Consider the following 20,753-nt stretch of genomic DNA (forward strand, 5'->3'; position numbering starts at 1 on the left):
TAGTTTTTTACTTTTTGCTTAGATTAATCTTTTTAATAAAGTTTCTAATAATCAGATAAGGAATAAAAAGCGCCAGCCAGCCGTCTAAAATGATGACAATTTCAACAAATAACGTATAGAAATAATCTTTACGCTCTAGCTTAGCAATTGCCTCATCTGATTCAACATGTTCCAAAGCATCTGAAATTCCTATTGATTCTTTTGCAAAGTGAAACCCTAAAGCATTCACAATGATTATGACAATCAGTATTATGATCCAATATTTTTTCAGAGTGCTCATCAACTGCAACTCATCTATTTAGGTTCCTGATAGGGAAACATTTTCACCAATCCTTCATATAAACTTCTGTGAAGAATGGTTGCGTGATTGTCTGTTTCCATCATTTTATATTCCAACGTCCAGTTTTTCTTTCCTGCTTTTTTCAAAACATCATAGAAAGCTTCAGCATCTTTTACCATCACCGGATGTTCTCCTTTCCCTACAGAAACATAAACAAACTTTTTGGTATCCGGAGATTTTGAAAGTAGTTGTGGAGCCTGTTTTAAAAGGCTTTCATCATCCCACCACAAACTTGGACTGATGATAAAATAGTTATCAAACATTTCCGGCTTTTTCAAAAGGATTTCCGTTGCCAGAAGTCCTCCCAAAGACTGACCGAAAAGGTATTTATCTGTAGTTTTAAACTGACTTTCCACGTAAGGCTTTAGTTCTTTTTCAACGAATGCAATAAACTTATCTGAATGTCCTGTTGTAGGATAGTCTTTTTGTAAGTCTTTCAAATCCGTATGAAAGGTAAAATCTCTTTTTCTGTCTACATTAGCAACTCCCACCACAATGGTTTCCGGCATGGAATACATCTGATTAAAGAATTGTACTAAGCCTGTAACATGAATAAAATCTTCGTTCATACTTCCATCTAATAAATAGATTACCGGGTATGATTTTGTTTTATCATATCCCTGTGGAAGATAAATATTCAGCGTTCTGTCTTCATTTAAGGTTTTGGACTTAATGGTCCTCACTTCTCCTATTGTAAGCGGTTTTGTAGCAACAATCTGTGCTGATAACGTACACCCCACCGCAAACATTATGCTGCATGCAAGCGCAATTTTTTTAATCATATTTAATTGTAATGGTTATTATTTTATATCATCCCAAATACTGTAATCAACAATTTTAGTTGGGATCTGCTGAACATATTCTGTAAACGGTTCGCAAGGTAGAATTGCTTCCTTTCCTTCTCTTGCCAGCTCCTGATATAATTTTGTTCCTTCTGTTTTCCAGCGAATCATTTCATCAGAAACATCACGGATCACTTTTGCGGGGCTTCCTACCACCAGTTTTCTTGGTTCACACGTGAAATTGGCTGGTACAAAAGCTAATGCTCCGACAATACTTTCGTCGCCGATATAGGCTTTGTCCATTACAACGGAATTCATTCCAATCAGACAGTTTTTTCCAATATGTCCGGAATGAATAATCGCTCCGTGTCCGATGTGTGCAGATTCTTCCAGGATCGTTTCTATATTCGGGAAAACATGAAGGGTACAGTTTTCCTGTACATTGGCTCCGTCTTTAATAATAATTTTACCCCAGTCACCGCGAATGACCGCATTGGGACCAATATATACTTCCTCTCCTATTTCAACATTCCCGATAATGACTGCCTGCGGATGAATGTAGGCGGAGGGCTTTATAATGGGACGAATCCCGTGGTATGAGTAGATGTTCATTTTTTTAATTTGAAAATCTGAGAATGAGATAATCTGAAAATTAATAATGTCTTTCAACATTTTCAAATTAGCTCACTTTCAAATTAATTATACTTTTTCAATGACCATTGCATATCCTTGTCCGACACCGATACAAAGGGTACACAATGCATACTTTTTATCCTGCTTCTGAAGTTCCAATGCTGCAGAACCTACGATTCTGGCCCCGGAAACTCCAAGTGGATGACCGATTGCAATTGCACCTCCGTTCGGGTTTATTCTTGCATCGTCATCTTTCAACCCTAAGCTTCTTGTTACAGCCAATGCCTGTGCTGCAAATGCTTCGTTTAGTTCAATAATGTCTATATCTTCAAGGGAAAGATTTAATCTTTTTAATAATTTCTGAGTGGCTTCTACAGGTCCTATTCCCATGATTCTTGGTTCTACACCTGCAACAGAAGATCCCAGGATTTTTGCTTTGGGTTTCAACCCATATTTTTTAACGGCTTCTTCACTTGCTAAAATCAAAGCAGCGGCTCCGTCATTCATTCCTGAGGCGTTTCCGGCAGTTACCGTTCCTTCTTTTCTGAAAGCGGGACGAAGTTTGGCCAACCCTTCCATCGATGAAGTTGGTTTAATGAATTCATCTTTTTCGAAAACGATCGGATCACCTTTTCTCTGAGGAATTTCAACTTTTACAATTTCTTCTGCCAGTCTTCCGCTTTCCTCAGCTTTAGTTGCTTTCTGCTGAGACCAAAGGGCAAATTTATCCTGATCTTCTCTGTTGATCTTATGAATATCTGCTAAGTTTTCTGCAGTTTCCCCCATTCCGTCAACACCGTACATTTCTTTCATTTTAGGATTGATGAAACGCCAACCGAAAGTAGTATCAAACATCTGGCTGTCTCTTCCGAAGGCAGTACTTGGTTTTGACATCACGTAAGGCGAACGGGTCATATGCTCTACTCCTCCTGCAATATAAATTTCCCCTTCTCCTGCAGCAATGGAACGGAATGCATTGGCTACCGCAGACATTCCTGAAGCACACAGCCTATTCACTGTTTCTCCTCCAATTTTGTAAGGAAGACCAGCCAGTAAAAGCCCCATTCTGGCCACGTTTCTGTTATCTTCACCTGCCTGATTGGCACATCCGAAAATAACGTCTTCAATTTCCTCAACTGGAACTTCAGGGTTTCTTGCTACTATTTCTTTAATAACAATAGCAGCAAGATCATCGGCTCTTACTTCTGATAATCCTCCCTGCAGTTTTGAAATGGGAGTTCTGACATAGTCTATGATGTATACGTTGTTCATAATGCTATTTAATATAACAATCCAGTAAAGTGTAACAATACCAGATTTATTTGTTTTTATTTCTTAATTCTAAAGCCTGTTTTAAAGTGTAGGGCTTATATTGGAAGTCTTTTCCGAACATTCTTTTGGCATTTTCCTCAAGAGTAGAATCAAAGCCAGCTTCTTTTCTTCTTTTATCCACATTCTTGAGATCTTTTACAGGCCATACAAAATTTACAAAGATTTGTTTTCCGTCTTTATCTCTGGTCATTTCGCCTTTTCCCTGAGTTCCATAGATCTGTTCCTTGTCTTTACCCATCAGATACCGGTCTTCCATCATGGCCACCCAGGTAAACGGAATTTCTTTCTTTTTTCCTGCTTCTTTAATGAGAGGAAGGTATTTTTCAATTTTATTAGAATGCTGGATGACATACCAGGCCGCCTGATTTGTAGGTTCTCCCACTAGTGTCTTCCCGGGATAGCCATATTGAGCAATAATACTTTCAACTTTTTGCATGTTCAGGCTATCCTGTTCCGCCACCAACATCCAGTTTTTCTTTTTGAATTCATCTTTGTCAATATTCAGATCTTTCAAAAGCTGTTCTTTTTTCTCCGAAGTAGTTTCGTTATCAAAAAGCATTCTGTACCCCTGATCCACCTTCATGATTTCGTCAAGCTCATTTTTCAAAGATTCGTTTACTTTCTGCTGAGCATTGATTGCAAGGATTGAAATCCCGAAAAGTAATACTAATATTTTTTTCATTTTATTTAATCCGGTTTCTGGTATTAGTTTTTTATAATTCGGTTACTTTTTTCCCGATTTTGTAAACTGTTCCTACAAATTTTGCAATCAGCTCTTTGTTTTGATTGGTAATCTGAATATCATAAACAGCTGTTTTCCTCGTATCATTGACCAAAACACTTTCTGCTCTGAAAACATCGCCTTCCTTTCCTGCTTTGGTAAAATTGATGATACAGTTCAATGCTACGGCAGCATCTCCGGTATTGTTGGAAGAAAATGCCAGCGCAGAGTCTGCAAACGCAAAGGTAACTCCCCCATGAACTGTTTTCAGTCCGTTCAGCATATCCTTCTTGATTGGCATTTCTATTAAACAGTAATTTTCTTTTACTTCAATCATCTTGATATTCATCCACTGGGAAAAATAATCCTGATTGAACATATAATCTGCTACTTGTCTTGGATTCATTTCTATTAATTATATGTTTGTTATTTCCTCATACAGCTCATCTGATAATCTGTCGTAAACACTCATGGTTTTCCCAAGAATAATCTGCCCGTATGAAAGGTTTTCTGAGTCTGATGAATTTTCAAAGGGATAGGATTCGTTTAAATCAATTCCATTTTCGTTGGCCAATCTTTTGATCAGCTCTTTATATTTCTCATTAAATTTTCCTAAAAGCTCAAGTCTTTCCTGCTCATCAACGGAGGAAGCTTCCTGAGTTAAATACTGTTTCTCAATTAAAAGTCTGGTCTCCAGCTCTGCCCTGAATTCATCTATATTCATTATTTTTTTAAATGTAGCAATTTAACAATCTATAAGTTTAGCAATGTTTATAAAATGATTGTTCCATTAATAAACTGATACATTGGTATATTTTATAATTTACGAAGCAAGGGACTTTGTCTGTATCTTTCTTCCTGATATTCTTCGTAAAGATTCTGAAGGGTTTCGGAGATTTTTGCATATCCGATTTCTTTACCCCAGCTTAATAAACCTTTCGGATAGTTGACGCCTTTCTGCATGGCCAGCTCGATATCTTCGTCATTGGCAACGCCTAATCTTTTGGCTTCAACAGCTTCATTGATCAGCATTGAAATGATTCTTAAAAAGATCTGTTGATATAAAGCTTCGTCTTTCCGAGCTACAGGTTTTTCTGCTCCTTCGCTGTAATCGTAAAAACCTTTTCCTGTTTTTCTGCCGTGAAGTTTGGCTTCAGACATTCTTTGCTGTAATAAAGACGGCTTGTATTTCGGATCGTAGAAATAATCTTTGTACACAGTAGTTGTTACCGCAAAATTCACATCAACTCCGATAAGATCCATCAGTTCGAAAGGTCCCATTTTGAAATTCCCCAGCGTTTTCATGGCTTCATCAACCTGTTCAGGTGTTGCAATGTTTTCTTCAACAATCCTAAGGGCTTCCCCATAGTAAGGTCTGGCAATTCTGTTGACGATAAACCCGGGAATATCTTTGGCAATAACAGGAGTTTTCCCCCATTCTTTCATGAGGTTGTAAATTTTTTCTGCTAATGTTTTTTCTGTTAATAAGGATGGAATAACTTCCACTAAAGGCATCAATGGAGCCGGATTGAAAAAGTGAATTCCGATGAAACGCTCCGGCTTCTTTAGTTCTGCACCAAGAGAGGTGATAGAAATAGATGAGGTATTGGAACTGAGAATACAGCTTTCTGAAACATAATTTTCAAGTTCTGTAAACACCTTGGTTTTGATCTCTTTGTTTTCGATAATGGCTTCTATAATCAGCTCACAATCTTTGAAATCTTTCAATTCGGTAGCAATGGAAATATTAGCTAAAATTTCAGTCATTTTCTCTGCCGAAATTTTTTGTTTATCAACCAATTTGGTCAAGGTTTTTTCCAAACCTACCGTTGCCGTTTCTACTTGTTTTGCGTTGGCGTCATAAACCCATACTTTGCATCCGTTCGTTGCGGCTACTTGTGCAATGCCGATTCCCATGGTTCCGGCACCGATAATTCCTACATATTTCATAATGTAACAGTGTATCAATGTAACAATGTAACAATCATTGTCATGCTGAGCTTGTCGAAGCATCTCATTGATAAACTGCTACATTGGTACATTGTTATATTAGTTCTTATTTTCCTTTATAATTAGGTTTTCTTTTCTGTAAAAAGGCGTTTACACCTTCTATGAAGTCTTCTGTTTCTGCAGCTTCCTGCTGAAGATCACCTTCCAGTTCAAGCTGTTCTTTTAATGTGTTGTTATAAGAATTGGCAAATGCTTTTTTCGTAAGCTTGATGGCTGCTGTTGGCATGTTTGCCATTCTTTCAAGGATTTCCATAGATTTCGGAACAAATTCTTCTTCAGTGAACACTTCTGCTACAAGGCCATGCGCTTTAGATTCTTCTGCAGATAATTTTTTACCTGTAAATGCTAAATAATTGGCTAATTGTCTACCTAGAAGTTTCGGTAAGAAGTAAGTTCCTCCGGTATCAGGAATCAAACCGATATTTGAAAATGCCTGAGCAAAATATGCTTCCTCATTCGCTAGAACGAAGTCAGAGATTAACGCCAACATTGCTCCAGCTCCTACTGCAGGACCGTTTACTAAAGCAATAACCGGTTTTTTGCAACGGGTAACTTCCATTACTAATGGATTGTAATAGTCTACCACAATTTTTCTGATGATATCATGATCATGGTGTTCTTTGCCTACTACAAAAGCTTCGTCCAGATTCTGACCTGAGCAGAATGCTCTTCCTCTTCCGGAAATGGCAACACATCTTACCGTTTCGTCTTCGCTGCACTCTTTAACAAAGTCTCTAAGATCTGATAAAGCCGGTTTTGTAAGGGCGTTCATCGTTTCCGGTTGATTAAGATATGCGATTTTCAGCTTACCGTCAAAATGCGTTTCAATATCAAGTTGTGTATACATAGTTTTTATTAATTTATTATTTAACAACGCACTAATTTAACAATATAAATCAATGTAACGGTCTAATAATTTAACATTCTAACAATTCCTTCGTTATGCTTTGCATAGCCGTAAAATTTGTTGTGTATGGGTTGATTATTCATCAATGACATTTAAAATAATCAAATGGCTCCAGGCAGTCTAAGCATTGATAAGAGGCCTTACACAAAGTAGACCCAAATCTGCTGATCTGTTTGGTATTCTCGGAACCACAGCGCGGACATTTTTTCGGTTTTCCGATGTGGTGTTCGTCTGCTCCTTTTTCGGGAGGAGTGATTCCGTAAACACGGAGCTTTTCTCTCGCTTCATCAGTAATCCAGTCTGTTGTCCAGATCGGAAACATCTTGGTGACTACTTTTGCATCCCATCCGTTTTCTTTCATCATTTTGATAATATCCTCCTCTATGGTAAACATGGCAGGACAAGCGGAATAAGTAGGTGTAATGATCACTTCACAGGTATTTTCACCCGTAATCTGTGCATCTCTTACAATTCCTAATTCCACAATATCAATGACCGGAATTTCCGGATCGGGAATTGTTTTTAATAAATCTAAAAGCTGATTCATATTTTATTTTTTATCAGAATCAAGGATTATTTTCATTGCTTTCTGATAATCTAAATTATCTGTTATGCCGTTGTGATACTGATCTTTTAATACAATCAGACGATCACCTTTTTTAAAGTTATTTTTAAGTTTTAAAGAGGCTTTATAGTTAATAACCTCATCTTTATCACCGTGAAAAATAACGACTGGTGACTTAACGGTTTTTAAATATTCACAAGTCTCAAAATTATATTTCAGTAAAAACTTCGGAAGGAATGAAAATTTCTGATTCATTTCATCTTCTATACTGTAATAAGGTGCCTGTAAAATAAGCAGTTTTGCATGATGCTCTGAAGCTAATTTTGCAGCGAAGCCTGTTCCTACAGAATATCCCATAATAATAATTCTATTCTCAGGATATCGTTTTAAAAGCTCTTTGTAAGCATTCTCAACATCCGAAAAAAGCTGATCTTTACTGTTAATTTTATCTTCATTTTTTCCGTAACCCCGGTAATCAAGTATCAAAGTATCATAATTCAGACTTTGATACAGCTGAGCTACTACTCCCCAGCTTTTTATTGATCCTCCGTTTCCATGAAGATAAAAGATGACTCCTTTGGGATTTTGAGCTTTGAATAAAACAGAACTCAAATGCTTTCCATCCTGCGTTTTAATGGGTACTTCTTCAAAATCACCTTCAAATGTAAACTTGTAATTTTCGGGTAACTTTTCCGGATAAAAAATAATTTTCTCCTGATAGAAATAAAGACCAATACATAATATCACATACACCGCAAGAAAAAAAGCCAATATTCCCAGAAGCAATTTCTTCATGACTTCTTACCATGTACACCCCGGATATGCTCTCTGCATATACTGAAGCTCACAAAGGATATATCCGAAATACTCTGTATGGTATCCTGTTCTTGATTTTGGCTGCATGAAAGGATTTCCCGGATATTCTAAACCAAAATCTGCAAAATCTTTCTTGGTAATCGCAAGAAATTCTTCATAAAGCGCATCTGAATTGGGAGCAATATTCAAGGCAACAAGATCATCTTCACCTTCTGTTTTAGCAAAAAGACCTTTCGTATATTCCCAGATATTTTCTATAGCTTTTACCAGACGGGACTTACTTTCTTCTGTTCCCTGAGCAAAGATTTTCATCCATGATGCAGCATGAGTATAGTGATATCTTACTTCTTTCAATGACTTTTGAGCAATGGCAGCCAGTTCTTCGTTAGCAGAGTTTGATAAAGCCTCATACATCAGTTTCTGATATACTGACAATACATATACTTTAAGAATAGTCTGCGCATAATCTTCGTTGGGAAGTTCTACCCAATGTGCATTCACATATTCATGTTCATATCTTAAAAATGCGATATCATCTTCACTTTTTCCGTTGTCAATCACTCTTGAAGCGTAAACGTAAAAGTTATTCGCCTGACCTAGTTCATCCAACGCAATATTTGTCAATGCAATATCTTCCTCTAAGTAAGGACCTTCACCGCACCATTCAGACAGACGCTGTCCCATAATGAAACTGTCGTCTGCTAGTTTTAATAAATAATTATATAATGGATTCATTGTTTAATCAATTTAAAGACGGATAGATGATAGATGGATAGAAAATAGACAAGTAAACCTTAAGGTCTTTTATCTATCTGTCTATCATCTCAAAAGTCTTATTACATATTTTTTACGTCGTTTGGAATCTCGTAGAAAGTTGGATGACGATATAGTTTATCATCAGCCGGATCAAAGAAAGCTTCTTTATCCACGCCTTCCGAAGTCACAATATATTTACTTGGAACAACCCAAACTGAAGTTCCTTCTTTTCTTCTTGTATAAACGTCTCTTGCGTTCTGCAAAGCCATTTCTGCTGTTGGTGCCTGTACAATTCCAACGTGTTTGTGAGATAATCCCGGTTTAGTCTGAATAAACACTTCCCACATATCTAAATTTGCCATAATCAAATTAATTTAACAATGTATCAATGTACCAGTTTAACAATGAAATGCTTCGACAAGCTCAGCATGACAATGATTGTTACATTTCTACATTGGTATATTGTTACATTATTATATTACTTCTTTTTGTTGTTTTTCTGCAAAAGCCGCCGCAGCTTCTTTTACCCAAGCATTCTCTCTTTGCGCTTTTCTCTTTGTTTCGATACGCTTTTTGTTGCAAGGTCCGTTTCCTTTTAAGATTTCCATGAATTCATCCCAGGGAAGTTCTCCGAAATCGTAATGCTGTCTTTCCTCATTCCATTTCAGGTCTTTATCCGGAATAGTTAATCCAAGGAACTCAGCCTGAGAAACGGTAACATCGATAAATCTCTGACGAAGACTGTCATTACTTTCTCTTTTTACTCTGTAGTTCATAGAGATTTTAGAGTTGGGTGAGCTGTCATCATTAGGTCCGAACATCATCAGAGCCGGCCACCAGAAACGGTTTAATGAAGCCTGAGCCATTTCTTTCTGTTGTTTTGTACCACGGCATAGTGCCATAAGAATTTCATATCCTTGTCTTTGGTGGAATGATTCTTCTTTACAGATTTTCACCATCGCTCTTGAATAAGGACCGTAAGAATTCCCCATCAGCATTACCTGGTTCATAATAGCCGCACCATCTACTAACCAACCGATGGCACCGATATCTGCCCAACTTAGGGTAGGATAATTGAAAATACTTGAATATTTTGCTTTTCCTTCCAGCATATCATCATAGGTAGCATCTCGGTCTGCTCGGATGCTTCCGTCTCCTAATGTTTCAGTGGCAGAATAAAGATATAAGCCGTGACCAGCCTCATCCTGAACTTTCGCTAAAAGAGCCATTTTTCTTCTCAATGATGGTGCTCTGGAAATCCAGTTGGCTTCCGGCAGCATTCCTACAATTTCGGAATGGGCGTGCTGTGAAATCTGACGAACCAATAATTTCCTGTAATCATCAGGCATTACATCTTTTGGTTCTACTTTATTTTCTTCGTGAACGTATTGAACAAATTTTTCTAAGTCCATAATTTTTTCAATTTAACAATGTATTAGTCTAGCAATGTACCAATGATTGTTATATTGGTACATTGTTATATTGTTACATTAATTTTTAAACATCATAATTAAGCATCACCACATTCGTTGTCGGGTGACATTGGCAGGTAAGAACATAGCCTCTGGCTACTTCTTCTTCGGTAAGCGCATAGTTTTTCTCCATGAAAACTTCTCCTTCCAAAACCTGTGCTTTACACGTACAACAAACACCTCCTTTACATGCAAAAGGTACAGGAAGATTGTCTTTCAATGCTTTATCTAAGATACTCTCTTTTTTAGAATTAAGATGGAATGAATATTCATCATCATCAATAATTACCGTTACCATACTTTCAATATTGGCAATCGCCTTGAATTCATCACTCATTTCCTCCGTATTTTCTTCATCCGGAGCAGTGAAATATTCAAATAATACCTGAATAGCAGGTACTTTTTTATCTTTTTTCAGATAATCTGCAATCCCTTTGATCATTTCTGACGGACCACAAATAAAATAAGTAGCTTCTTTTACATCAATATCTGTATATCTTTCAAACAGCTGTTCTAATTTTTCTGATGAAATCCTTCCTTCAAAAACCGGATCTTCATGTTTCTCACGGCTCACTAAATAAACTACTTTAAGCCTGCCATTGAAGTGCTCAACCAGCTTATCGATCTCTGCTTTTCTTAAAACATGATTCATGCTTCTGTTGCTGTAGAACAGATAAGCATTACTGTTAGGTTCCTGATAAAGACTTTCTTTAATATTGGATAATACAGGTGTAATTCCGCTACCTGCAGCCAGTCCGACATAAGTTTTTACATTGCTTGGGTGATAAGAGGTATTAAAACCACCCATCGGAGGCATTACTTCCAGCACTTCATCCATATGAAGATGCTCATTGAAATAGCCAGATACCTTTCCACCCTCCAATAATTTCACCAGTACCTCCAGTGTATTGCCTTTTTCACTTGGAGCATTACAAATAGAGTAAGAACGTCTTTCTTCATTTCCGTTGATTATCATCCGGAAATTCAGATACTGTCCCTGTTTAAACCTGAACTTGTCTTTCAGTTCTTCAGGAATTTCTACCGCCACATTCACTGCTTCGGAAGTATCTTTCTGAACTTTAACTGTTTTAAGTTTATAAAATGAATTCATTATTTTTTAAGTATTCTATTAATTTTTCCACCTTCGCACTTTGGCAAGCTGTCCTGAGCATGAACTTTTACTTTCGTAGTGATTCCTACTCTCTTTTTTATTTCGTTTTCTATGTTTTTCCCAAAGTTGCCGACAAAATTAAAATAATCATCGGTATTGGCTTCCATTTTCTGAGATTTTACCAATTCGTCATCTATTTCAACATCAATATCCAAAGCAATACACATGTGTTCTTTCTCTACAGGTGTTAAATAGTAATTGGGAACCACTCCTTTTACATAAGAAAAAGCATCTTCAATCTGGCTTGGGTATACGTTTACTCCTCGTACGATCAGCATATCATCTGCTCTTCCTACAATGGGTTTCATTTTCACCATTGTTCTTTTGGCATTTTCATCGTAGTAAAGGCTTGTAATGTCATTCGTCCAGTAACGTAAAAGCGGCATTGCTTTTTTTGTTAAAGTAGTAATCACTAAAACCCCTTCTTCTCCAAAAGGAACCGGCTGTTTCGTAATAGGATCTAAAATCTCGGGATAAAAATGATCCTCCCAGATATAAGCTCCTCCCTTCTCTTCGAAATCCTCCATGGAAACTCCGGGACCGATAATTTCGCTTAATCCATAGATATTGGTTGCATGAACGCCTAATCTTTCTTCAATGTGGCCTCTTATAATCTCCGTCCATGGCTCTGAACCTAATACGGCATATTTAAGACTGATTTCATCTGCTGATATTCCTCTTTTTGCAAATTCATCAGCAATCGTTAAAGCATATGAAGGAGAACAGCAGATCACTTCCGGTTTAAAATCTACAATAAGATCTACCTGTCTTGCCGTCATTCCCCCTGAAATGGGAAGAACACTCATTCCCAGCATTTCGGCTCCGTAATGAAGACCTAATCCTCCTGTAAAAATCCCATAACCATAAGCATTATGTAACTGCATTCCCGGTTTAGCACCAGCAGCATTCAGTGATCTTGCCACCACTTCACTGAAAAGGTCTACATCTTCTTTTGTATATCCTACCACAGTCGGCTTTCCTGTCGTTCCGCTTGAGCAGTGGATACGCTGAAGCTCATTTTTAGGAACCGTAAATAATCCGAACGGATAGTTATCTCTTAAATCCTGCTTGTAAGTAATAGGAAGTTTCGTGATATCCTCAATCGACCTTATATCCTGAGGGGATATTTGAAGTTCATCAAATTTCTTTTTATAAAATTCCGACTTCTCTTCCAAATAGCTGATCAGGCTGATCAACCGGTCGGATTGAAGCTGTCTCAACTGACCCAGCTCCAGATATTCAACTGAAAAATCCATAAAACTAACTAACATTTGTTAGGTGTAAATTTAAAAAGATTTCGGAAGCTGACAAAATTTTTATGACTTTTGTCATATTTCGAATGATTCTAAATAAGAAAGACGGTTAAATTATGTCCAATGTCATTCTGAGCGGAACGAAGTGTAGAGAAGAATCTTTTAAAAATCTAACAGTCTGTCACGAGATTCTTCCTTCGTCAGAAATCGAAGATTTGACGTAGTCAACGACAACCGATGTGCTTATTTTTTCTGGTTTCCAAGCAGGCCGAAAAGAATTTTCTCTCTGATTTCTTCGGTAATTTCATCCGTAGAATCACTGCTTCTTTTGAACCAGAAATAGGAATTATTTAAAGTATGAAGGATAAATCTGGTGGTAAATGACGGAGATTTTAACTCCCAGCTTTCAGCTTTATAGATCTCGGAAATCAGTTCTTCAACCTCTTGCTGATAGTTTTTTCTTAATTCTACAAATTCAGAAAGTCTTTCTTCAAGGTGTTTCCATTCATTGGAATAGATATGGGTAACATCGCGGTTTTTAAGAACAACCGAAAGGTGCTTATCCAATAACAGGTTCAGCTTTTCCTTGGGAGCAATATCTGTATTTTTTACTTCCTGAAGCTCATCGAAAAACTCCTGAGCAATGCCAAAGCAAATCCATTCCAGAATTTCTTCCTTTGAACGGATATGTGCATACAATGATGCTGCTTTGATATTAAGTTTTGTAGCCAGGTCTCTTACTGAGCTTCCCATATACCCTTTCTCTTTGAAAAGTTCTACTGCTACGTTGAGTATTTTTCTCTGTTTTTCTTTGAGTTCCATCTGGTAAAATGCAAAAGTAATTATTCTGATTTAAACTGTCGTTTTTTTGATCATAAAAAGAAAAAAGTCTTCATCTTCAGTTTAATCGTTGAGTTATTTATCTGCTATGACGATTTGTTCATCAATTGTAAAGAGATAATGACGAAACCGGAAATTTTGTCAAGTTAAATTTCCGTTAAAAATACAATATCCGGAAAATTTGTCCATTTTTTTTGTAAATTTAATAATTGAACAGTTTTTGCGATACAGTCATCGAATAAATGATTAAATAATTGATGGCATTAAGAAACTGAGCCTTAGAATTTGGTTTCTTGATGTTTTTTAAAAACTAAACTTTAAACGAATCATTACCAAAAATATATAAAATATGAACTTAAACCAATATACTGTAAAATCACAGGAAGCCATCCAGGCAGCACAACAGGTTGCGATGGAGTTTGGCAACCAAAGCATTGAACCTCAACATCTTCTTGAAGGAATTTTTCAGGTAGATGAAAATATTTCGCCTTTCTTATTAAAAAAATCTGAAGCAATTGCAGCATTAGTAAGAGAGCGCAACCGTGAAAATTTAGAAAAGCTTCCTAAAGTTCAGGGAGGAAATATTTATCTTTCACAATCTGCCAACAAAGTATTGCTGGACGCACCAAATATCGCTAAGAAGATGGGTGACGAATATGTAACGATTGAACACTTATGGTTATCTCTTTTGGACACCTCTTCTGAAGTTTCCAAAATGCTGAAAGATATGGGTGTAACCAAAAATCTGCTGGAAGGCGCAATTAAAGAATTAAGAAAAGGAAGTAAAGCTACTTCTGCAAGTTCAGAAGAAACGTATCAGTCTTTAAATAAATATGCTAAAAACTTTAATGAATTAGCAGCAGAGGGTAAGCTGGACCCTGTCATCGGACGTGATGAAGAAATCAGAAGGGTTTTGCAAATTCTTTCCAGAAGAACCAAAAACAACCCTATCCTTATCGGGGAACCGGGAGTAGGTAAAACCGCAATTGCTGAAGGAATTGCCCACAGAATTATCAGTGGCGACGTCCCTGAAAACCTGATGGATAAAACTCTCTATTCATTAGACATGGGAGCTTTGATCGCCGGAGCCAAATACAAAGGTGAATTTGAAGAGCGACTGAAATCTGTGGTGAATGAGGTAATCAAGTCTGATGGACAGATTATTCTTTTCATCGATGAGATCCACACTTTGGTAGGAGCCGGAGGTGGTGAAGGAGCAATGGATGCAGCCAACATTCTGAAACCTGCTTTAGCAAGGGGAGAATTAAGAGCCATTGGTGCCACTACATTGAACGAATACCAAAAGTATTTTGAAAAAGATAAAGCGTTGGAAAGACGTTTCCAGAAGGTAATGGTGGAAGAACCGGATACTGAATCTGCAATTTCTATCCTTCGTGGTATTAAAGATAAATACGAAGCTCACCACAAAGTAAGAATCAAAGATGAGGCAATTATTGCCGCTGTGGAAATGTCTCAAAGATATATTTCAGACCGTTTTTTACCGGATAAAGCCATTGACCTTATTGACGAGGCTTCTGCAAAGCTGAGAATGGAAATCAATTCCAAACCGGAAGAACTGGACGTTCTGGACAGAAAACTCATGCAGATGGAAATTGAGCTTGCGGCTATTTCAAGAGAAGGCAACCAGACCAAGATTGATCACCTTAAGGAAGATATTGCCAAAATATCCGAACAGAGAAATGAGATCAATGCCAAATGGCTGAAAGAAAAACAGAAAAGTGAAGATCTTACTCAGATCAAAAAAGATATTGAGTCTCTGAAACTTGAAGCTGAAAGAGCTTCAAGAGCAGGAGATTATGCAAAAGTAGCGGAGATCCAATACGGAAAACTTCGTGAAAAGGAAGAAGAGCTTGCCAAGGTTGAACTCGAAATGCAGAATCATCAGAATGAACTGATCAAAGAAGAAGTGACTGCTGAAAACATCTCTGAAGTGATTGCTAAATGGACAGGTATTCCTGTCACCAAATTGCTGCAATCAGAAAGAGACAAGTTACTGAATCTTGAAGCTGAACTGCACCACAGAGTTGTGGGACAGGATGAAGCGATTCAGGCAGTTGCAGATGCGATCAGAAGAAACAGAGCCGGATTGAGTGATGATAAAAAGCCTATCGGATCCTTTTTATTCCTGGGAACTACCGGAGTAGGTAAAACCGAGCTGGCAAAAGCACTGGCGGAATTTTTATTCGATGATGAGAACAATATGACCAGAATTGATATGAGTGAATATCAGGAACGTCACAGTGTTTCCAGATTAGTAGGAGCGCCTCCAGGATACGTAGGTTATGATGAAGGCGGACAATTGACTGAAGCAGTTAGAAGAAGACCTTACTCCGTAGTGCTTTTAGACGAGATTGAAAAAGCACATCCTGATGTCTTCAATACATTACTTCAGGTTTTGGATGACGGACGTCTGACGGATAATAAAGGCCGTGTAGTGAATTTCAAGAATTCCATCATCATTATGACTTCCAATTTAGGATCACATCTGATTCAGGAGAATTTTGAGAATCTTACGGAGGAAAATCAGGATGAAATTGTAGACAAAACAAAAGACGAAGTATTCGATCTGCTGAAACAAACGCTGCGTCCGGAATTCCTGAACAGAATTGATGAAATTGTACTCTTCCAGCCTTTAAGAAAAAAAGAAATCGGAAAAATTGTTCAGTATCAGCTGAGAGGGTTTAATGAAATGTTATCTAAACGAAACATTATTATGACTTTCACTCAGGACGCAGTAGATTATCTGATGGACAAAGGATATGATCCTGCCTTCGGAGCAAGACCACTGAAGAGAGTAATTCAGCAGGAAGTTTTAAACAAACTTTCTAAAGAGATTCTTGCCGGAAATGTAAATGATGGAGATAGAATTACGCTGGATTACTTTGTAGAAACAGGTTTGGTTTTCCGACCTACTGAATAATAAAATAGTTTTTTTTCATATACATTATTTTTGTAAGTAATTGCTGTAGAATAATCTGCAGCACTTATTTTTTATACCAACATCTTTTTAAGCAATTTATTTTCAATAAATAATAATTTACATTTAATTTCAAATTTTTAGAAAAAAATATTCCTATTAAAAAATCTAATCTGTAGCATATTTATTAAAAAATAATATTAATAATGTAAATATTTCATACAAAATAAAAATAAATTAAATTTAACATAAAATAATAACTGATTAATTAAATATATCATATTAAAATTTCACCTATATTCGTTTTACTAAAAACGAGATTTTATGAAAAAAACAATTTTCGGAGTCTTAATCACACTCCTGGTTTCATGTAATAATAATGAAACAGAAAACATTACTCCAGAGAACACAAACGTGGAAGAAACCAATATCACAGCCGGCAAAGAGGCCTTCTGCGGCTCTGATATTCTCAGAAAAAAACACCTTGCTGAAGATCCTGCAGCTATGCAGCGAATGCTTCAGATAGAAAGCCAGACCGCAAACTATATCGAGCAGAAAAAAATGGGTAAAGTTTTGCCTGACGGAAGCGTAGAAATACCGGTCATCTTCAATGTCCTTTACACAAAAGCATCAAATAACGTATCAGATGCCAGGATAAATTCCCAAATAGATGTACTTAATAAAGCCTTCGCATCTACACATTCTGATATTTCCAAGATTCCCGCAGAATTTCAACCGGTAAATGCAGGAGATACCAAAATTAAATTCAGATTGGCGGGCATTAACAGAAAGTCGACAAAGACTTCCAGATGGGCACCGGATGATAAAATGAAAAAAGCATCTACAGGAGGAATGGACTCTACGGATCCTAACCAGTATCTGAATATCTGGGTAGTTGATTATATGCCGTATCAGTCCGGATATGTCTTAGGATATGCTACTTTCCCGGAAGATGCAGGACTTTGGAACGACGGTGTTGTTATGATGGACGATTATGTGGGTGAAGGTGGTCCTGATGCCACTCATAATCAGGGAAGAGTAACAGTACACGAGGTTGGACATTACTTAAATCTAAGACATATCTGGGGAGACGCCAACTGTGGTAACGATTTCGTAGATGATACACCTCAACAGATTACAAAACACTCCGGTGTACCAACTTATCCGAGATACGAAACCTGCGGAGGAGTTTCACGCTCTGTAATGTTTATGAATTACATGGATTATTCTGACGAAACAACATTGTTTATGTTTACACAACAACAAAACAGCAGAATGCAGGCTACCATTTCAGCATCCGGCCCTCGCGCAGGATTAAGAGTTCTGTAAAAAATTTAAAAAACAATATAAAAGGTCGCTTGTGAAAGGCGACCTTTTGTGTTTTGCCCCCCGTATGCCTTTCAAAGAATTCAGATTGAAAGATTTTCTCCAAATTCCAACTTATTCTTTATAAAATATACAATCCGTAAAATCACGGTAAAAATAACAGTGTAATTCCCTATTAACAGATACATTTTCTACCATTATTTTTCCGAAATTTGCATATTAATTAAGTTTTATCTGCAAACCACTAAGCTATGAATACAGAATCAAACAATCCACTGGAACCTGGAATCATGTCAAACAGTCTTATCCAGGCTCTGATTGACAATTACCGTCAAAATCATCTCAATGCTATTAATACCGCTTTAGGAATACAAGATGCTCATTCCATCTGGTTTGATCTTCCTAAACTAAAAAGTTTTATTGCTAAGATCGAAGAAGAAGCTACCAAAGTGAACCCAGCTGCATCTTCAGAAGACTTAGGGATCAGATTTTATTATGCTACTTATCCGAAACAGGAAAACTGGTCTATCATGGATTCACATCCTGTTCCGACAGAATATGCAGGAAGACACACGCTGGTGATGATCCCAACATTAAAAAAAGCTAATGAAACCGGAGAGCTTATTGATTATGATTTCAATCCTTTTCAGAGTGCTGAAGGAAAATCTTTAGTATTAGCAAACAAAGGTACGGAAGAAGATGACGACACCGGTCTTGGAGAAAATAACGGAATACTTGTTCCACCGAAAGCTCCTTTAGGAGAGTCTTTTTAATTGTAGTATATTATATCAAAACTGTATGACAGAATTCCAGGAATTTGCACAACAAAGTCTGCTTTGGGCTGAAGGACTTGCTGCAGTCATAGCGCTCTTTCATTATAACCGTTTAAAAGAACAATATTGGAAATTTTTTGTGTTATATCTGGTATTTATTTTTCTTGGGGAAGCTTATGGCAAGTGGGGAAGTTTTGTTCATTTTACCAAAGCCCAGTATTACAACTACCTTTTAATGCCAATCCAGTTCGTATTTTTTTACTGGTTATATGCTGCAAAATCTTTAGGAAAACCCAAATTGTTTTGGATATTTTCCATTTTATATCTGCTTTCATTTATTCCCAACGAATTATATTTTTCCAAAAGTAAAATTGTATTTGCTTTCAACTATACGTTTGGGTGCCTTATTTTGATGCTTTTGGTAATAATGGAGTACTATAAACAAATTACTTCACAGGAAATTCTCAATTTCAATAAAAACAAAATGTTTTATATTAATCTTGGGATTACCCTATCATATATAGGAACATTACCTTTTATGTCATTTTTATCACTTCTGGTAAAATACAAGGAAATTTGGGATATATATTTTAGTTATTTTCTGGTATCAGTTTCAGTGATGTATATCTTATTTGCAAGTTCATTTATATGGGGAAAACAGAGCTCTTAATAGTTATCATTCTATTTAATATACTTTTTGTAATGTTTGTAACGGCAGTTTTGATCTACATCAGAAGTTACAAACAACGCAAGAAGGAACATCTGAATGAAATTGAAAGAAAAAATGAACTTCATCAGAGAGAGCTCCTTTCTACCCAATTGGAAATTCAGCAGGCCACCATGCAGCAGATCGGAAGAGAACTGCATGACAATATTGGTCAGAAACTTACCCTGGTAAGCCTCTATGTACAACAGATGCTTTATGAAAATAAAGTATCCGAAGCAAGTGAAAGAATTGATCAGGTTTCACAAATCATCAACCAATCTTTGCAGGATCTCAGAAGCTTGTCAAAAACACTTACAGACGACAATATCAACCAGAAGGAAATTGTAACTTTGATACAGGAAGAAGTAGACAATACCAATTCCTTTAAAAAGTGCCATGTAAGTTTTGAGCATAATTTTAAACAACTGGACTTAGGCTTTGTTCATAAAAATGTCCTTCTGAGGATTACCCAGGAGTTTATTCAGAACAGTATAAAACATTCCCGCTGTAAAAATATTTTTATCAGCCTGAATACGTCTGAAGACATCCTTTGGGAACTTGATATTCGTGATGATGGAATCGGGTTCGATACTTCACAGATCAAATCCAACGGAATAGGCCTTACCAATATGAAAAACAGAGCTGAAATCATAGGAGCTAGTTTTCGTATGGAAAGCCGGGAAAATGCAGGAACCCAAATCAATATTATCTTAAAAAAGCAGTCATGAAAAAATCTATCGTAATTGTTGACGACCATATACTTATTGCAAAAGCCCTGGAAGGAATTATAGGTAACTTCAGTGAATTTGAAGTCATCTATGTAAGTGAGAACGGGAAAGACCTTATCCAAAAATTTGAAGAAGGCAATGCCATTCCTGATATTATTCTTTTAGATATCAGCATGCCTATTATGGACGGTTTTGAAACGGCAGTCTGGCTTACAAAAAACCATCCCGATATTAAAATTATGGCTCTCAGTATGCAGGGAGATGACAACAGTGTAATCAAGATGATCAAAAGCGGAGCAAAAGGTTATCTGTTGAAAAACACCCATCCAAGAGATCTGGAAACCGCACTTACCCGACTTAATAGTGATGGCTTCTTTTATCCGGACTGGGCTTCCAAAATCATATTTTCCAACCTGAACAAAGAGACTGAATCTGAAATGGCAATAAAAATTTCAGACAGAGAAAAAGAGTTTCTGAAATACACTGTAACCGAACTCAGTTATAAGGAAATTGCCGACAGAATGTGCTGCAGTCCGAGAACAGTAGAAAGCTATCGCGATCAGCTTTGTGAAAAACTGGATCTTAAAACCCGCGTAGGGCTAGCGGTTTTTGCCATTAAAAATGGTTTCGCTAATTAAGTTTTATAGTAAAAAAATTCTTTTAAAAATAAATTTAAACGAAAAG

23 protein-coding genes are annotated in these 20,753 nt (G+C 36.8%); 6 read left to right on the plus strand and 17 right to left on the minus strand.

Annotated features, from left to right (window positions below):
• Nucleotides 1-7: 7 nt before the first annotated feature.
• The 17 genes from FFS26_RS13950 to FFS26_RS14030 all read right to left on the minus strand — a co-directional run bounded on the left by FFS26_RS13950 (nucleotide 8) and on the right by FFS26_RS14030 (nucleotide 13,580).
• Nucleotides 8-280 (minus strand): hypothetical protein, encoded by a 273-nt coding sequence (locus tag FFS26_RS13950; RefSeq protein ID WP_110010681.1) that lies wholly within the window; start codon nucleotides 278-280, stop codon nucleotides 8-10.
• Nucleotides 281-294: 14 nt separating this feature from the next.
• The gene (locus FFS26_RS13955) at nucleotides 295-1,122 is read right to left on the minus strand and encodes an alpha/beta hydrolase (RefSeq protein ID WP_137905307.1); all 828 of its coding nucleotides are present in this window, start codon (nucleotides 1,120-1,122) and stop codon (nucleotides 295-297) included.
• 18 nt (nucleotides 1,123-1,140) lie between these two features.
• Entirely contained in the window at nucleotides 1,141-1,734 is a 594-nt protein-coding gene (locus FFS26_RS13960) for a transferase hexapeptide repeat family protein (protein WP_137905308.1), read from the minus strand.
• A gap of 87 nt (nucleotides 1,735-1,821) precedes the next feature.
• Nucleotides 1,822-3,027, minus strand: coding sequence for a 3-oxoadipyl-CoA thiolase (gene pcaF / locus FFS26_RS13965; protein WP_110010679.1), 1,206 nt, complete (start codon nucleotides 3,025-3,027; stop codon nucleotides 1,822-1,824).
• Nucleotides 3,028-3,073: 46 nt separating this feature from the next.
• Nucleotides 3,074-3,769 carry a DUF6624 domain-containing protein gene (locus FFS26_RS13970; RefSeq protein ID WP_110010678.1) on the minus strand — a complete coding sequence of 232 codons (696 nt, stop codon included), beginning with the start codon at nucleotides 3,767-3,769 and terminating at the stop codon, nucleotides 3,074-3,076.
• A 31-nt stretch (nucleotides 3,770-3,800) separates the two neighbouring features.
• Nucleotides 3,801-4,214, minus strand: coding sequence for a PaaI family thioesterase (locus FFS26_RS13975; RefSeq protein ID WP_034695815.1), 414 nt, complete (start codon nucleotides 4,212-4,214; stop codon nucleotides 3,801-3,803).
• Between the two features lie 9 nt (nucleotides 4,215-4,223).
• A complete protein-coding gene (locus tag FFS26_RS13980) occupies nucleotides 4,224-4,532 on the minus strand; it encodes a hypothetical protein (RefSeq protein WP_137905309.1) in 309 nt (102 codons plus the stop codon).
• Between the two features lie 92 nt (nucleotides 4,533-4,624).
• Nucleotides 4,625-5,758 (minus strand): 3-hydroxyacyl-CoA dehydrogenase NAD-binding domain-containing protein, encoded by a 1,134-nt coding sequence (locus FFS26_RS13985; RefSeq protein ID WP_137905310.1) that lies wholly within the window; start codon nucleotides 5,756-5,758, stop codon nucleotides 4,625-4,627.
• A gap of 106 nt (nucleotides 5,759-5,864) precedes the next feature.
• Nucleotides 5,865-6,665 carry an enoyl-CoA hydratase/isomerase family protein gene (locus FFS26_RS13990; protein WP_110010675.1) on the minus strand — a complete coding sequence of 267 codons (801 nt, stop codon included), beginning with the start codon at nucleotides 6,663-6,665 and terminating at the stop codon, nucleotides 5,865-5,867.
• 142 nt (nucleotides 6,666-6,807) lie between these two features.
• Nucleotides 6,808-7,272 carry a 1,2-phenylacetyl-CoA epoxidase subunit PaaD gene (gene paaD, locus FFS26_RS13995; RefSeq protein ID WP_137905311.1) on the minus strand — a complete coding sequence of 155 codons (465 nt, stop codon included), beginning with the start codon at nucleotides 7,270-7,272 and terminating at the stop codon, nucleotides 6,808-6,810.
• Between the two features lie 3 nt (nucleotides 7,273-7,275).
• On the minus strand, nucleotides 7,276-8,085 hold the full coding sequence (locus FFS26_RS14000) for an alpha/beta hydrolase (protein WP_137905312.1): 810 nt from the start codon (nucleotides 8,083-8,085) through the stop codon (nucleotides 7,276-7,278).
• Nucleotides 8,086-8,091: 6 nt separating this feature from the next.
• Nucleotides 8,092-8,841 carry a 1,2-phenylacetyl-CoA epoxidase subunit PaaC gene (paaC, locus tag FFS26_RS14005; protein WP_137905313.1) on the minus strand — a complete coding sequence of 250 codons (750 nt, stop codon included), beginning with the start codon at nucleotides 8,839-8,841 and terminating at the stop codon, nucleotides 8,092-8,094.
• Nucleotides 8,842-8,942: 101 nt separating this feature from the next.
• Entirely contained in the window at nucleotides 8,943-9,224 is a 282-nt protein-coding gene (gene paaB / locus FFS26_RS14010; RefSeq protein ID WP_002981782.1) for a 1,2-phenylacetyl-CoA epoxidase subunit PaaB, read from the minus strand.
• A 111-nt stretch (nucleotides 9,225-9,335) separates the two neighbouring features.
• A complete protein-coding gene (paaA, locus tag FFS26_RS14015; RefSeq protein WP_110010672.1) occupies nucleotides 9,336-10,274 on the minus strand; it encodes a 1,2-phenylacetyl-CoA epoxidase subunit PaaA in 939 nt (312 codons plus the stop codon).
• Nucleotides 10,275-10,359: 85 nt separating this feature from the next.
• On the minus strand, nucleotides 10,360-11,445 hold the full coding sequence (locus tag FFS26_RS14020; protein WP_110010671.1) for a 2Fe-2S iron-sulfur cluster-binding protein: 1,086 nt from the start codon (nucleotides 11,443-11,445) through the stop codon (nucleotides 10,360-10,362).
• Nucleotides 11,445-12,761: a phenylacetate--CoA ligase family protein gene (locus FFS26_RS14025; RefSeq protein ID WP_110010670.1), complete on the minus strand. Its 1,317-nt coding sequence runs from the start codon at nucleotides 12,759-12,761 to the stop codon at nucleotides 11,445-11,447. Before FFS26_RS14025 ends, FFS26_RS14020 begins: the two co-directional genes overlap by 1 nt.
• A gap of 240 nt (nucleotides 12,762-13,001) precedes the next feature.
• Complete coding sequence (locus FFS26_RS14030; protein WP_110010669.1) at nucleotides 13,002-13,580, minus strand: TetR/AcrR family transcriptional regulator; 579 nt, start codon at nucleotides 13,578-13,580, stop codon at nucleotides 13,002-13,004.
• 367 nt (nucleotides 13,581-13,947) lie between these two features.
• On the opposite strand from FFS26_RS14030, the gene clpB reads away from it, so the two are divergent.
• The 6 genes from clpB to FFS26_RS14060 all read left to right on the plus strand — a co-directional run bounded on the left by clpB (nucleotide 13,948) and on the right by FFS26_RS14060 (nucleotide 20,707).
• On the plus strand, nucleotides 13,948-16,539 hold the full coding sequence (gene clpB / locus FFS26_RS14035) for an ATP-dependent chaperone ClpB (protein ID WP_137905314.1): 2,592 nt from the start codon (nucleotides 13,948-13,950) through the stop codon (nucleotides 16,537-16,539).
• Nucleotides 16,540-16,860: 321 nt separating this feature from the next.
• Nucleotides 16,861-17,865: a zinc metalloprotease gene (locus tag FFS26_RS14040; protein WP_110010667.1), complete on the plus strand. Its 1,005-nt coding sequence runs from the start codon at nucleotides 16,861-16,863 to the stop codon at nucleotides 17,863-17,865.
• A 248-nt stretch (nucleotides 17,866-18,113) separates the two neighbouring features.
• Nucleotides 18,114-18,635: a hypothetical protein gene (locus FFS26_RS14045; RefSeq protein WP_137905315.1), complete on the plus strand. Its 522-nt coding sequence runs from the start codon at nucleotides 18,114-18,116 to the stop codon at nucleotides 18,633-18,635.
• A gap of 25 nt (nucleotides 18,636-18,660) precedes the next feature.
• Nucleotides 18,661-19,305, plus strand: coding sequence for a hypothetical protein (locus FFS26_RS14050; RefSeq protein WP_137905316.1), 645 nt, complete (start codon nucleotides 18,661-18,663; stop codon nucleotides 19,303-19,305).
• Nucleotides 19,306-19,337: 32 nt separating this feature from the next.
• The gene (locus FFS26_RS14055) at nucleotides 19,338-20,069 is read left to right on the plus strand and encodes a sensor histidine kinase (protein WP_228406532.1); all 732 of its coding nucleotides are present in this window, start codon (nucleotides 19,338-19,340) and stop codon (nucleotides 20,067-20,069) included.
• The gene (locus tag FFS26_RS14060; protein WP_110010663.1) at nucleotides 20,066-20,707 is read left to right on the plus strand and encodes a response regulator transcription factor; all 642 of its coding nucleotides are present in this window, start codon (nucleotides 20,066-20,068) and stop codon (nucleotides 20,705-20,707) included. Before FFS26_RS14055 ends, FFS26_RS14060 begins: the two co-directional genes overlap by 4 nt.
• Nucleotides 20,708-20,753: the final 46 nt, after the last annotated feature.

It is taken from the genome of Chryseobacterium sp. 2VB, assembly GCF_005503635.1.
In the GTDB taxonomy this organism is placed as follows: domain Bacteria; phylum Bacteroidota; class Bacteroidia; order Flavobacteriales; family Weeksellaceae; genus Chryseobacterium; species Chryseobacterium cupriresistens.